Below are 14,258 nucleotides of genomic sequence, written 5' to 3' on the forward strand. Positions count from 1 at the left end.
GGTGTCGGGTTTCAAGCTGGCGGTTGAGCCGGATGGGAAGTCGTTCACGGTTCGGGAGAATCTGGTCGACGTCATCGAGCGGGAGCTGTTGGGTCCTGCTGGTGGGCCGGAGGAGATGCTGCCGGTGAGTCCGCGGCAGCTGTATCTGGTCGGGCACATCGCGCCGGTGAAGCTGACGGAGCCTGAGGCTGACCCGGCTGGGTCCGAGGACGGCTACGGCTTGGTCGGTGTTCGATCCGATGCGGCTGCTGCTCATGCGCAACGTGGGATTCCGGCTGAGGCGGCTGATGGTGCCGACGTTGATGGTGAGGAAGACGACGTTGATGACAAGGCGCCCAAGCAGGGGTTGATGATCCCGTCGTCGATGGGGTTGCGGTTCCAGGTGCCGAACGAGCTGGCCGAGTTCACGGTGACGGCGTCGTGGGGCACGTACGAGAGCGTGAAGACTGACGAGGTTGACAAGCGGGGCCAGCCGGTGCGGCGGTATCGGCGTACGCCGATCGGGATCGTCGAGAAGATCGCGGTGGCTGATCTGACGCCTGGGCGGACCTACACCCGCCTGCTGACCGGTGACATTTGCCTGCGCATCGACGCCTACGACGATGCGCCTCGGCACCGGCGGTTGATCGAGATCGCGTTGGTCAATGATCGGGAGACGCCGCCGACGATCCCGGTGAACGAGTGGCTGTTCCAGACGAAGCTGCACGTCGATGCTGGTGGTGCGGCTGTGTTCCTGCCGGTGCGGGATGTGCTGGAGCACGAGTGGCCGGAGCAGGACGACGAGGTGCGGCGGCTGCACCTGCAGTACCGCAATCGGCTGGAGTTCGCGGTTGGTCGTACCTGCTCGGTGGATTGGAAGGCCGAGAAGGATGCGCGCCGGGCTACCGCGGTATGGACGACGTGGCTTCCGGTCGCGGAGACGCCGCAGACCCGGGCACGGTCGGTCAAGGATGCGCTGCTCGGCATGGACGCCCTGGCTAAGGCAAGCCCGGAGCAGGTTCGTGCCGGGCTCGGCCCGCTGGTCGATGGATACGGGGACTGGCTCGACGGCAAGGACGGCCAAGCGGAGACCGCCACGAAGCTCCCCGAGCACCTGCGGGAGTTGGCAGAAGAGGTCGTCGAGGAGGCGCGGGCGGTGCGGAAACGACTTGCCGACGGCCTCGCGCATGTCGTCGTTGATCCGGAGGCGTTCGCGTGCTTCCGATTCATGAACGAGGTAATGCGCGACCAGCGCATCCACTCGCAGATCTCGGCGAAGCGCAGCTCGGATCCGAACCTGTCGTTCGATGCTGCCCGGGAACTGGTGGCCGCCGAGGAGGCGGAGTCGCCGTCGGCGTGGCGCCCGTTCCAGCTCGCGTTCATCCTGCTGCAGTTGCCGGCGTTGACCGACCCGGCCGCTGCTGTCCGTAGCGGTGAGCTGGCTCGGGTGGAGTTGCTGTTCTTCCCGACCGGTGGTGGTAAGACCGAGGCGTATCTGGGGCTGGCCGCGTACACGTTCGCGATCCGGCGCCGGCAGCAGGTCGTGCCATCGTCGGATGGGCCGCTGGACGGGCGTGACGGGGTGGCCGTACTCATGCGGTACACGCTGCGGCTGCTAACTGCTCAGCAGTTCCAGCGGGCCACCGCTCTGGTGTGTGCCGCGGAGCTGGCTCGCCGCCGGGATGTGACCACCTGGGGGACGACGCCGTTCCGGATCGGCTTGTGGGTCGGCACGGACGTGAGCCCGAAGCGGTGGGACGAGGCGAACGAGCAGCTGATCAAGGCGAACGCGTACGGCGGGCATCGGTTGACGGTGTTACAGGTGCAGCGGTGCCCGTGGTGTGGCAGCCCCATCAGTGCGGCGAACGTGAAGCCGATCAAGGCGACCCGGCGGGTGCTGGTGTTCTGCGGCGATGATCTCGGGCGTTGTCCGTTCGCGAAGGGCGGCGAGGTCGACGATGGCCTGCCGATGCTGACGGTGGACGAGGAGATCTACCGGATGCCGCCAGCGTTCGTGATCGCCACGGTCGACAAGTTCGCCCGGCTGGCCCGTGAGGGCGAGGCGGCGTCGTTGTTCGGCTACGTCGGCCGTTACTGCGGCCGGCACGGTTACGTGCACCCCGACTTTGCCGGCTGCGACATCACCACCGTGCACAAGGAAGAGCCGGGTCTGCCGGCGGCGACGGTGCGCCCGGCCGGTCGGCTGCGGCCGCCGGATCTGATTATTCAGGACGAGTTGCACCTGATCACCGGCGCGCTCGGCACCGCTGTCGGGCTGTTCGAAGTGACTGTCGAGACGCTTGCGTCCTGGGAGACTGCGGAAGGCGTCCCGGTCCAGCCGATGATCGTGGCGTCGACCGCGACGGTGCGTCGGGCGGAGGATCAGGTTCGGGGCTTGTACGGGCGGGGCGTGGAGATCTTCCCGCCGCAGGTGCTGGATGTGGCCGACACGTACTTCTCGCAGGAGGTGCCGATCGGTCCCGGCACCCCGGGCCGCCGCTACATCGGGGTAAGCGCCCAAGGCGTTCGCCTGTCCAGCGCGGAGATCCGGGTCGCCGAGGTCTTGCTGTCGGCGGGGCAACTGCTCTTCGACCGCAGCGGTGCCGCCGCCGATCCGTACATGACGCTGGTTGGCTATTTCAACGCCACCCGGGAGCTGGCCGGTATGGCCCGGTACATCGCCGACGACGTGCAGAACCGAGTTCGTCAGCCCCGGCCGGGATCGGGTTTCCCGCGCCGACTGGGATCCTATGGCCGCCTGGTTACCGGGGAACTGACCTCCCGAATCGCGTCAGTGGACATCGGCCGCACCTTGGACAACCTGTCCCTGGAGTTCGACCCGGACTACGCCACCACAGCAGCGATGCGCCGGCGCGTAGAGCAGCAGGCGGCCGGAACGAAGACCGAGCGGCCGAAAGCCGAGCCGTTCGACGTGGTCCTGGCCACCTCGATGCTGCAGGTCGGCGTCGACGTGCAGCGTCTCGGCCTGATGCTGGTCGTCGGACAGCCGAAGAACACTGCCGAGTACATCCAGGCATCCTCCCGGGTCGGTCGTGACGCGAACCGGCCCGGCCTGGTCGTGGCCCTCGGCAACTGGGCCCGCCCCCGCGACCTTGCGCACTACGAGCAGTTCCGGCACTACCACGAGACGTTCTACTCGCAGGTGGAAGCGCTGTCGGTCACCCCGTTCTCGCCGACCGCGCTCGACCGGGGCATCGACGGCGTGCTTGTCGGCGCGGCCCGGGTGATCCAGGCCCATCGCAGTGACGGCCTGTCGCCGGAACGCAGCGCGTGGCGGGTCCGGGACGAAGGTGCCGCCCTCAACGCTCTGGTCGGCCGGCTGTACGACCGGATCAAACCGGCCGCCCAGTTGGACGAGCTGATGTCGCAGGCGTACCAGAGGCTGATCAACCGCCTTGACCAGTGGAACGCACGTGGGAAGTACGCGGCGCAGCAGCACAAGACGCTGGTGTACGAGCGAACCGGCGACAACGACTCGTACATGCCGTTGCTGATCAGCCCGGAAAACGCGAAGGCGCATCAGGCGCAGCCGGACCGGGCGCCGTTCGTGGTGGCGCACTCGATGCGTGAGGTGCAGCCGGAGATCAACCTGTTGGTGAGCCCGCTGCCGGATCGGTTGTTCGTCGTCGAGCCCGACGACGCGCCGGTGTGGGAGCTGCCCGAAGGAGACAACGCGTGACGGCCACCGACGACGGCAGTCAGATGATCTTCGAGTCGTCGGAGCCGATGGACCCGCTGGGTGAGAGTGAGGACGCGCGGGCCAAGAACCGGGCGAAGGTCGGCTCGGCGCGCCCGTCGTCGCTGCTCTATACGTACGGCGTCGGTTCGATCATGGACCTGCCGCAGTTCTCGATCATGCCGGCCGGTCTGGACGACTGGGAACCGATCTGGCGTCGGCGCGAGACGGTGCCGGTCATCGAGGAGCCGCGGCTGCTCAAGGTCGTCCAGCTACACCTTGGGCCGCGTGTACAGCAGCTACGTCCGTTCCCCTGGCAGCCGAAGGCCCGGGCGATGTCGCAGGAGGGATCCGACCTCGGCATACCGGCACGGGTGTTCCCACAATGGCTGCGGTGTACCGGTTGCGACTATCTGGGGCCGTTGTCGCGGTTCAGCTACACCAACACCCACCCGTTCCGGCCCGACCTGGCCACCTTCGAGCACGTCAGCTGCCCCGGCCGTGGCCTCACAAAGGGCAAGGCTCCAGGAAAGGGCAAGACCCGGCGCAGTCCGGCAGTGCCCGCCCGCTATCTGCTGGCCTGCGTCAACGGTCACCTCGACGAGTTCCCGTACGCGCTGTGGGCGCACCACGGCAAACCCTGCCCGGCAGCGCCGCAGCCGGATCTGAAGCTGATCGACAGCAACATCGGTCAGGGCGCCGGCGCGGTCATCGTCTGCGAACGCTGCCGCCAACGGCGCAGCATGAGCGAAGCCCAAGGCGCGTCCGGGAAGCGGAAGCTGCCCGACTGCCGGGGCCGGCACCCGCATCTGAACGCCTTCGACAGCAGGTGCGGACAGCCGACCACCCTGATGATGATGGGTGCCTCGAACCTGTGGTTCGCCTCCACCCAGTCGATCATTGTCATGCCGCGCACTGCCGAGCAGGACAAGATCGCGCTCGCCACCCGGCTGCGTACCGTGCTCACAGAGGAAGAGTTGAACGACTATGCGACGGCGCCCAAGATCCTCCGCTCGCTACTCAAAGCCCATAAATGCGACCTCACCGACGTCTCCGACGAGGAGTTGACCGCCGCGGCCGCTGAAGCGTTGGCGCCGCCGCCGTCAGAGGAGGACCGCAAGGAGAAGTTGCGCCAGTGGGACCCGGTCGAGCTCCTGATCCCGGAATGGGACTACCTGCAGAAACCCACGCTGTTCGCGCAGCAGCAGGACGCCAGCGGCCTCATGGTCACCGAGACGGCGACCAGCCCCGACCTGCCGAAACAGATTCACCGGGTCATCGCGGTCAACCGGATGAAGAAGATCAACGCGGTGCTCGGTTTCACGCGCATCGACGAGATGGACCGGGTCAACGACCTTGCCACCCGGCTGGTCAAACTCACCCGCGACGGCCGCCCGACCTGGGTGCCGGCCACCGAGGACCGCGGTGAAGGCATCTTTCTGCAACTGGACGAGAACAAAGTCGCCGACTGGGAGACCCAGATCCTCGGCACCAGCCTGTGGCGAGTGCACCGGCAGGCCCACCGGCACAACTTCTCCCGCAGGTTCTCTGCCACTGCGGCCGACATCGACCCAGACACCCGGTTCCCCGCCCCGCGCTACTGGCTGATCCACACGCTCTCGCACGTCCTCATCCGCGAAATGGCCATGTCCTGCGGCTACGGCGCCGCCAGCCTCAGCGAACGCCTCTACGCCTGGCCCGCCACCCCCGATCGTCCGGCCGCCGCCGGCCTGCTGATCTGCACCACCGCCTCCGACAGCGAAGGAACCCTCGGCGGTCTCGTCGCCCTCAGCCAACCCGACCGGCTCCGCCGTCTCGTGGTCGACGCGCTGCATCGGGCCGCCCGATGCTCCTCCGACCCCGTCTGTGGCCAGCGCACCCCACGCCACGGCGAGGACTTCCTACACGGAGCCGCCTGCCACTGCTGTTCCTTCGCCTCGGAGACCTCCTGCGAACGGGCCAACCGGTTCCTCGACCGCCGCTTCCTACTCACCCTGCCCACGATCGACGACGAGCGAGTACCTGGATTCTTCGGCGCTGTCGATGGCTACTGACCCCCACGAGGCGCTCGGCGCCTTCCTCACCGCTTATGAGGCAACCCGCCTCGCCGCGCTCTTCCACGCCGGAGCGACCACCACCCAGGCCTTGAAAGAGGTCCACGCCGCCCGCCGCGGCGAGGCGAAACGACTGCTCGCCGAAGCCGGCATCGTCCCGAGCAGTCGGGAAGCCTCCGTCGCGATGTCCGGGCCATCGCCGGCGCCCGCGCGGTCCAGACCACGATCACCCCGGTCTGGACCATGCCCGGCCCGCACGCCACGATCGGCCGGCTCACCAGCGAAGCCCAGCGGATCATCGACGACGCCCGGATGTCGATCGTCTGCTCCAGCTTCAACTTCACTCCACACTCGGCGATGTGGCGTTCCTTGCAAGCCGCAGCGACCCGTCCGAGCCTTAGTGTCACGGTCTACGTAGACGCGACCGCTGGCTCCCCGGCAGCCGTCGCGGCGCACCTCCCGAAAGCCACCGTGCTTCGGACCCTGACCGTCCCGGGCGCAATCAAGCCGTTCGTCAGCCACGCCAAGTTTATCGTCGTGGACCATGTGGTAACGCTGCTGACCAGCGCCAACTTCTCATGGAGCGCCGAGAATACCAACATCGAACTCGGCGTGCTGATCCACGACACCATCCTCGCCGAATCAATCGAGTCCCTCCTACGCAGCAAACATGGCCTGCTCTACGAGCCCATCGGTGCCGAAAGCTGAGATGGCATCCAGGAAGCGGCATGACCTCCTTTCGGCCAACGCCAATGAGCTGCAAGACCGCCGGTAAACGTTGGCAGTCAACGCACTACCAGTAGTCTGTGATCTTCCCTGGGTTCCGTGGAGTCGGTTTGGTTGGATCTTCTACGCTCAGCTGCTCTTGAAGGAGACCTGTGCCGAGAAGCTACCCGCCCGAGTTCCGCCGTAAGGTCCTTGACCTGCTGAAAGCCGGTAGAACCGTCGCCCAGTGGCTATGACGGTTGCATTTGGCCCCACCAGGGCGGCTTGAACTGGCCCCACCCGCGACGGGTGTGACGGTTTGAAATGGCCCCACTGTGACGGCTTGAAGTGGCCCCACCCGCGGGCCGGATTCAGTCTTTCGTGGCTGGTCCGACGGCGTGCCGGTCAGGATGCGCTGGTGGGCTGTTTCGCGGCGGTTCGGGAGAGCCGGTAGGAGTCGGTGCCGGTCTCGACAATCGTGCCGTTGAAGGTCAGCCGGTCGACGATCGCAGCGCAGAGCCGCGGGTCGGTGAAGGTGCGGGTCCAGCCGGAGAAGGACTCGTTCGACGCGATCGCGACGCTGTTCTTCTCCTCGCGTTCGGTCAGGACCTGGAACAGCATCTCCGCGCCGCGGCGATCAAGTTCGAGATACCCCAGTTCATCGATGCAGAGCAGGTCGACCCGGCCATAACGAGCAATGGTCTTGGTCAGTACTCGGTCGTCGGCGGCCTCGACCAACTCGTTGACCAGCTTCGCGGCCAAGGTGTAGCGGACCCGGAACCCGGCCATCGCTGCGGCCGAGCCCAGGCCGATGAGTAGGTGCGATTTGCCGGTGCCGGAGTCACCGATCAGGCAGAGGGGCTGGCCCGCGCGAACCCAGTCGCAGTTGGCGAGGTTGTTGATCAGGCCTGGGTTGATGTTCGGGTTGGCGGTGTAGTCGAAGTCGCTGAGCCACTTCTGCCGAGGAAAGCCGGCAGCCTGCAGCCGCCGTTGGGAACGGCGCCGGTCGCGTTCTTCGCATTCGGCCATCAGCAGCTCGGCGAGCATGCCGCGATAGCTGAGCTGATCACGTTCGGCGCGGGTGATCATCTCGGAGAACTGGCTGCGAACGGTGGGCAGGTGCAGGACCCGGCAGGAGGTCTCGATCGCCGCGTCGGCGGCGCTCTCCGTCATAGCTCGAGGAACACGGCTCACGATGATTCCCTTCTCCGATGGCGTAACAGCTGGTCCCAGCGATTCAGGTCCGGCGGCGGACGGTGGTCGGCGGGTAACTGGGCCACCCGCTGCAGGGTCCGCTCCGTGACCGGCGGCGGCGCTGGCGGCGGCAGTGGAGGAGGCGGTGCCGGCGGCGGGCCCGCGGTGATCGTGGGTGAGGGCCCGGCGTTCTGGGCGGCCTTGCGGGCCTCGACCGCCACGACGTCAGCGGTCGCGGCGCCGACACTCAACGCGGCCCGGATGCCCGCGGTCACGTCCTGACCTCGCATGTGCCGGTGTAGCAGCAGGACCTGGATCAGTTCCCGGGTGCCGGCGGCTTCGTCGTCAGTGGAGGCCTTCGCCGCCGTCCAGAACGCTTCGTGATCGGCGGTAAAGGTGCCTTCCCGGCGGGCTTGGTCGAGGGCTTCCGACCCGGCGAGGGCTCCGGGTTTGCGCAGCAGGATCTCCAGGTAGTGATCCAGCAGCAGGCGCTGGCCGCCGCGTCCGGGCAGGCGGGGATGCCGGGCGACCTCGGTCCGGCCGTCGGAGATGACCACCTCGGTGGTGCCGAGCAGGACCTGCAGCTTGCGGCCAATGAACCGCGCCGGGACCGAGTAGTCGTTCATCCGGACCGTCACCGTCGCTTCGCGATCGACCCGTGGCCGCAGCGTGAGCGAGGCCCCGAAACTCTCCGTCGGCAGGCGGGCCAGCAGCGGAGTTTCGGCGGCGAAGTCCTCGCCGACAGTTCTGGACCGGAGCCGGATCTTGCGGTCCCGGTCAGCCAGGTCTGCAGCAGCGAGCCGCTGGTTGAGTTCTTCCAGCGTGGCGACGGTGGGGACCGGGGTCAGCCGGTTGCGGCGGTAGTAGCCGACCTGTCCTTCAACCCCGCCCTTCTCGTGAGCCCCTTCCAAGCCTGGAATGCAGTAGAAAGGTGTAAATCCGTAGTGCTCTCGGAAAGCCTCCCACCTGGGGTTCTCGACCCTCGATCGGCTTCGGAACACGACGCGGCGTACTGCCGAGCTGAGGTTGTCGTAGCGGATCTGCCCGACCGGGATCCCGCCGATCAACTCGAAGGCGTACTCGTGTCCTTCCAGGAACGCCTCTTGTCCGCAGGACACCGTCACGCGGTGCACCGCAAGGCCGGAGTAGGCCAGCCGGAACGCGAACAGGTGACAGCGGGTCATGGTTCCGGCCAGGCAGATCACGACCTCACCGAAGTCGACTTCCGCGTCGGCGCCGGGCCGGTTGTGCCGGATGATGAACCCGTCCGCCGGAGCACCCGCCTCCGCCGCGATCTGCCGCCGCCGCATCGACACGTAATCACGCACCGTCGAATACGGGACGTCGACGTCAGCCTCTTCCGCCAGCCGGTCCTTGATCCGCCGAGCGGTGTGCCGCTGTTTGCGGGGCGCTTCCAGATCCGCCCGCAGCCACTCGTCGATCGTCTTCTTCACTGGGTCCAGCCGCGGCGAACGGCGAACCGACTGCCGGCGCGGCGTCGGCTCAGCGGATGTCAGCGCTTCCCGAACCAGCCGCCGATGCACACAGTGCTTGCGGGCCAACGCTCGAATCGACAGTTCCTCGAGCACCGCATCAGTTCGGATCCGGCGGAACAACTCGTCCTTGGTCAACGGCATCGGCGCCCCCGAAGACGGCGAGCACACTCAGAACCTCAAGCGCAACACCGCAGGTGGGGCCACTTCAAGCCGTCATCGCCCATCCGTGCGAGAAAGTCCCCCGCGGGTGGGGCCAGTTCAAGCCGTCCTGGTGGGGCCAAATGCAACCGTCATAGCCAGCCCAGCTCGCTAACGATCTACAGATCAGCGATCAGACGATCTATGTCTGGCGCCGGCAGGAGGCCATCGACAACGGTCTTCTACCGGGCGCGGCGTCCACCGAGTCGGCCGAGTTGAGTAAGGCCGCCGCCGGATCGCGGAGCTCGAGGCCGAGCTGGCGATCCACCGCCGAGCCGTCGATCTGTTGAAGGAGGCGGTGCCCCCAAAAGCCCGGTTCGCGGCCATCAAGACCCTGGCCGCTGAGGGATTCTCCGTCAGCCTGTGCTGCCGGGTCCTGGAGGTGTCGGAGTCCGGCTACTACGCCTGGCTCAACCGGCCACCGTCGGCACGGTCGCTGCGCCACTCCTGGCTCACCGAAGAATCCGCGCGGTGCATGCCGCCTCCCGCGGCACCTACGGCGCCCTGAGGGTTCACGCCGAGCTCCAACTCGGCCACGGCATCGTCGTCGGACACAACGCGGTCGAGATGCTGATGCGTCGCGCCGGCCTCAAAGGACTGCCCACCCACAAGTATCGCCGGCCGCTACACGAGACCCCGACCGCCAGCGATCTGGTCAACCGAGACTTCACCCGCAGCGCCCCCGATCTGTTGTGGGTCACCGATATCACCGAACATCCGACCCGTGAGGGCAAGGTCTACTGCGCCGTCGTGCTCGACACGTTCTCCCGCCGCGTCGTCGGCTGGTCCATCGACGCGTCACAAACCTCGGCACTGGTCACGAACGCGCTGAGCATGGCCATCAGCAACCGGCAGCCCGACGCCACAGTCATACATTCCGATCACGGAGTGCAGTTCACGTCCTGGGCCTTCACCGAACGCGCCCGCGCGTCCGGACTGGTCCCGTCGATGGGCACCATCGGGGACTGCTACGACAACGGCATGATGGAGTCGTTCTGGGGCCGCATGCAAACGGAGCTGCTGAACCGCAAGAAGTGGAAGACCCCCATCGAGTTGGCCAACGCGATCTTCGACTACCTCGAAATCTTCCACAACCGGCAACGCCGCCACAGCTCCCTGGGCATGCTCACACCCAACGAATATGAAAGGCTCCATACCACACTGTCCGCCGCATAGAACCAGCCGTCACGGCACCACAAAACCCGGGGAACATCAAACTCTCCATCAAACCCGGGGCTTGACAACCTGCTCCGGGCGTCAATGCGGCACGAAACGTGGGCCAGAACCCAGATTCGGCCGCCATTCACACGGGGCGAGCCAAGAAACATTACGGGTATGTAGCGATGGCCTCACGGTAGCTTTTCAGTAGTGGTCGAATATGTTCATCCAACAACACCGAATCCTCTGTCGACAAGGTTACCAAGGGACGCCGCAGGTAGGCGCTCCACGCCTCGGGCTTTGGAAAAGCCGAGATTCGTTCCACGAGCGGCTGCAATTCCAGGCCGTTCGGATACGGGGCAACTTTGGCAATCTGGAGATCACACGCCGAATAAAACGAACGCCCGGCAATTTCGACCGGCTCATCCAGCACCTGCACCCCGGACTTTGCTGTCGCGTACGCAATAACACGCCCGCGGTCTCGGGTCGGTCTACCCCAAGCTCCCCGGGTTGCATACAGATACAGACCATCACCGGAGGCAAGCGTCCTGACCTCGGCACGCGGAGTCGCTGGGAACGCCATACGCTGCTCGCGGAGCACCCAGCCGATCGCACGCCGATCGCCAAGCACGACCAGATAAGACTGAGACACGATCGCATCCTACGAGGGCCGCGTGTCCAAAGCGCACGCGGAGAGCCATCACGGCAAAGTCGAACCCTCGGCCAAGCAGCCGACGCACCACCGCCCTGAAGGGCGGGAAGCCGCCATCCAGACAACCGGCCCGAGAATAGGCTAAGCCATCCGCTTCACCCCGTGGCCGACCCAGGATCAAACCCGAATTCGGATAATACGCTATATTTCAGTGTTCCAACCAGTCGTGTCCCCGGCAGGACCGGCCGGTGGATCACATCTGGAGCAGGCGGACGGTGCGCCGGCAAGCCGGTGACCATGCCTGCCCTGCATCCCTACCTATCAGGGTGAGTTGAGGCCAGCGGCTGACAGCAAGGTCGCGGACGGTTTCGGTTAACGTCGGGGCACGGTGAGTTGTCACGGGGAGGGTGATGAGCGATCAGGATGACCTCATCGAGGTCGCGCCCGACACATCGGTCCACCGCAAACTGTTCACCTATCTGACCGCCGACGCCGCTGATGACTACATCGCGATCATGCGGTTGTTCACCGGGACGCTGCTCACCGATCTTTCGGCGGCCGAGGTTGCCGCGCAGCTGCGTGACCGTGGCATTGTGCTTGAACCCGATCTGGCTGAGGAACGCTGCAGGCAGCTCGTGGTCTGGGGCAACCTGGTGCGGTCGGTGCGGGAGACCCGGGTGCCGACCGTCGCCGCCTACCATCGGTCCCGGTCCCGTTTCCAGGTGTCGAAGCTCGGTGGCCGGCTGCATCGGGAAGCCGAGGAGATCCTGCGCGCGGTCGACGGCGTGCAGGAGGTGGCCCGTGAGCTCCTGGCCAGGATCGTGGACAGCCTCGGCCAGATTCTCCAGCAGGCGGCCGACAGACATCGCGCTCCCAACCCCGAAGCCTTGGCCGGCGCCGTCACCAGTGTCTTCACCGATCATCGAGTTTTCACTGAATCGGTCACCGACTTCTACGCCTACCTCGCCGGTGTGCTGACCCGTTACGACCTGGCCAGCGAGGAGTACGCGCAGTTCAAGGACCTGCTGCTCGACTATGTCGATCTTATCGGGGCCGACGTCAACCGCAACGCACCGGAGATCCGGCGGCGCTTGCTCCTGCTGCTCGAGCTGCTCGACCCGGTGCTGGAGAACCTGCCCTCAGCGCCAGCGCTGGAGAATGACCTGGTGGCCGTGGAGCGGCTGCCCGGCCGCACCCGGATGGAGTGGGAGCAGCTTGCGGTCTGGTACGGCGCCGGCGACGTCCCGTCCGGTCCTGATCAGTTGCGGGCGGCCGCTCGCCAGGCCCTCGGGCAGCTCATCATCAACGCGCGGCGGATCTTGACGGCCTCCGGGACCGGGCTGTCACGGCGCGCTGACCTGCTGAAGCTGGCCTCCTGGTTCCACACCACCGACAGTGACACCGCGCACCGGCTCTACGACGCGGCGTTCGGCTGCTACCCCGTACGTCATCTGCTGATCGGTCCGGAGGAGGCCGATGCGTCGGCCGGGCCGGGAACATCCTGGTGGGACAGCTCGCCGGTCGACGTCCCGGTCTCGCTGCGTGAGCGGGGAGACCGCACACCTCGTGGCCGCAACTCTCGGGTGCCGGATCCGGGTGCCGACGCCGAACATCTGCTGGAACGGGCACGCCGCCGCAACGAGGCCCGTCGTGCGGCCGCGGCCGAACTCGCCGCGGCGGGCACGCTGCACCGGAGTCGGCTGAGCCGGGCGGCCCGCGAGCTGCTGCTGGACAAGCTGTCACCGCTGATCGCGGCGGTCTCGCTCACGGACACGGTCGCCGAGGATCGGGACCACGATCTGGATCTGCTTCTGCGGGCCAGGCCCGCGAAAGGGGAGACGGTGGTCATCAACGGTGACGACGGCATCCTCACGGTGCACGATGTCGTGCTCACCGCCCTGCCGCTGCAGGCCACCAACTGGCAGTCCGGCGAGCGGCTGCCCGCGTGACCTCGCCTGCCACCGGGACCACGTCGCAGAGCTCCGGAGAGCGGCGGGAAGCGGCCCGCGCACTCCTCATACATCCGCTCCTCACCGCCGACCACGCCGAAGAGCTCGCCCTCGTCCGCCTCCACGCGGCGGCGCTGCGTTCGATGTTCAAGACGGTCCTTGATTACCACCTCGTCGTCGAGCCGACCTTCGCGCGACTGATCAAGGGAGCGGTGAGCAACGACGGCCCGGCCCGTCCCGCGCGTCGCCCGGACGGTCTCGCCTTCACCCCGACGACCTACACCCTTCTCTGCTTGCTGAGCGCGGCCCTGCTCGTACCCGGCACGGGGGACCAGATTCTCATCTCGGCGCTGATCGACCAGGTTCGCTCCGACGGAGCCACCATCGGGGTACGGATCGGCGACACCCTCCCGGAGCGGCGAGCCCTGGTGACCGCGATCGGGCAGCTGGTCAGCTGGGGCGTCCTGACCGAGACGGACGGCACGGCCGGCGGCTGGGGCGAACGCCGGGACGAAGCGTTGCTGACCATCCATCGGCCGGTCCTGCCGCATCTGCTTGCCCGGCCGCTGTCCGGGCTCGGCCACGCCGACGAGTTGCTGACGCCGGACTCTCATCTCGACGACCAGCCCCGGCGGTCGCTGCGCCGCAAACTCGTCGAGAATCCCCTCGTACGCCGGGAGGATCTGAGCGACGGCGAGCGTGACGTCCTGTCGCGCGAACGCAGTGAACTGACCAGGGTTCTCGCGGAGAATTTCGGTCTCGCGCTCGAGGTTCGGGCCGAGGGTGCGCTCGCGTACGACCCGGCCGGGGACCTCACTGATATCGGGTTTCCGGGCAATGGCCGGATCAAGCAGGCGGCTCTGTTGCTGCTGGGTGAACTGATCGAGCGAAGGGCGCCGGCGTCCACCGGGAGCCTTGCCGTCACCTGGGACGAGGTCGACGCCGTCCTGGCCGACCTCACCGCAAGACACGCCAGGGCCTGGGGTGACGCGCTCGCCGAGGAACCTGGCGCTCTGCGGGGCGATGTCGTCCTCGTGCTGTGCGAGATCGGCGTGGCCCGCTCTACCGCGACGGGGCTGCTTCTGCACCCTGCGGCCGCCCGCTACCGGCCGCAGCCTCGCACCGCCCCGCCGACCCGTGCGGCTCGTCGTCTCACCGGCTAGCGCGAACTGGAGA

Annotated in this window: 9 protein-coding genes; 6 read left to right on the plus strand and 3 right to left on the minus strand. The window is 66.9% G+C overall.

The window, feature by feature from the left end:
- Window position 1 precedes the first annotated feature (1 nt).
- From drmA to CHC09_RS40350, 3 genes are all read left to right on the plus strand, one after another.
- Window positions 2-3,679: a DISARM system helicase DrmA gene (drmA, locus tag CHC09_RS40340; protein WP_239138850.1), complete on the plus strand. Its 3,678-nt coding sequence runs from the start codon at window positions 2-4 to the stop codon at window positions 3,677-3,679.
- Window positions 3,676-5,730 (plus strand): DUF1998 domain-containing protein, encoded by a 2,055-nt coding sequence (gene drmB / locus CHC09_RS40345; protein ID WP_239138849.1) that lies wholly within the window; start codon window positions 3,676-3,678, stop codon window positions 5,728-5,730. The genes drmA and drmB overlap by 4 nt, the downstream gene beginning before the upstream one ends.
- 243 nt (window positions 5,731-5,973) lie before the next feature.
- Entirely contained in the window at window positions 5,974-6,438 is a 465-nt protein-coding gene (locus tag CHC09_RS40350) for a phospholipase D-like domain-containing protein (protein ID WP_239138848.1), read from the plus strand.
- Between the two features lie 402 nt (window positions 6,439-6,840).
- Here the strand turns inward: CHC09_RS40350 and istB are convergent, their stop codons facing one another.
- Both istB and istA read right to left on the minus strand, forming a co-directional pair.
- Window positions 6,841-7,608 (minus strand): IS21-like element helper ATPase IstB, encoded by a 768-nt coding sequence (istB, locus tag CHC09_RS40355; protein ID WP_089298549.1) that lies wholly within the window; start codon window positions 7,606-7,608, stop codon window positions 6,841-6,843.
- 17 nt (window positions 7,609-7,625) lie between these two features.
- Window positions 7,626-9,266 (minus strand): IS21 family transposase, encoded by a 1,641-nt coding sequence (istA, locus tag CHC09_RS40360; RefSeq protein WP_089298550.1) that lies wholly within the window; start codon window positions 9,264-9,266, stop codon window positions 7,626-7,628.
- Window positions 9,267-9,686: 420 nt separating this feature from the next.
- Between istA and CHC09_RS40365 the strand changes: the two genes are divergently transcribed.
- Window positions 9,687-10,499 (plus strand): IS3 family transposase, encoded by an 813-nt coding sequence (locus CHC09_RS40365; RefSeq protein ID WP_089298551.1) that lies wholly within the window; start codon window positions 9,687-9,689, stop codon window positions 10,497-10,499.
- A 151-nt stretch (window positions 10,500-10,650) separates the two neighbouring features.
- Here the strand turns inward: CHC09_RS40365 and CHC09_RS45845 are convergent, their stop codons facing one another.
- Complete coding sequence (locus CHC09_RS45845) at window positions 10,651-11,133, minus strand: hypothetical protein (RefSeq protein WP_143232846.1); 483 nt, start codon at window positions 11,131-11,133, stop codon at window positions 10,651-10,653.
- Window positions 11,134-11,543: 410 nt separating this feature from the next.
- Between CHC09_RS45845 and CHC09_RS40370 the strand changes: the two genes are divergently transcribed.
- Window positions 11,544-13,082, plus strand: a complete 1,539-nt coding sequence (locus CHC09_RS40370; RefSeq protein WP_089298552.1) for a DUF2397 domain-containing protein — start codon at window positions 11,544-11,546, stop codon at window positions 13,080-13,082.
- On the plus strand, window positions 13,079-14,245 hold the full coding sequence (locus CHC09_RS40375; RefSeq protein WP_089298553.1) for a TIGR02678 family protein: 1,167 nt from the start codon (window positions 13,079-13,081) through the stop codon (window positions 14,243-14,245). Before CHC09_RS40370 ends, CHC09_RS40375 begins: the two co-directional genes overlap by 4 nt.
- Window positions 14,246-14,258 lie beyond the last annotated feature (13 nt).

The sequence above is a fragment of the Actinoplanes regularis genome (genome assembly GCF_900188005.1).
GTDB lineage: Bacteria > Actinomycetota > Actinomycetes > Mycobacteriales > Micromonosporaceae > Actinoplanes > Actinoplanes regularis.

Excerpts from the sequence above, each read along its gene's own strand:
- CHC09_RS40350 (WP_239138848.1), top strand. The coding sequence starts at position 5,974 with ATGCCCGGCCCGCACGCCACGATCGGCCGGCTCACCAGCGAAGCCCAG.
- istA (WP_089298550.1), bottom strand. The coding sequence starts at position 9,266 with ATGCCGTTGACCAAGGACGAGTTGTTCCGCCGGATCCGAACTGATGCG.
- CHC09_RS40370 (WP_089298552.1), top strand. The coding sequence starts at position 11,544 with ATGAGCGATCAGGATGACCTCATCGAGGTCGCGCCCGACACATCGGTC.
- istB (WP_089298549.1), bottom strand. The coding sequence starts at position 7,608 with ATGACGGAGAGCGCCGCCGACGCGGCGATCGAGACCTCCTGCCGGGTC.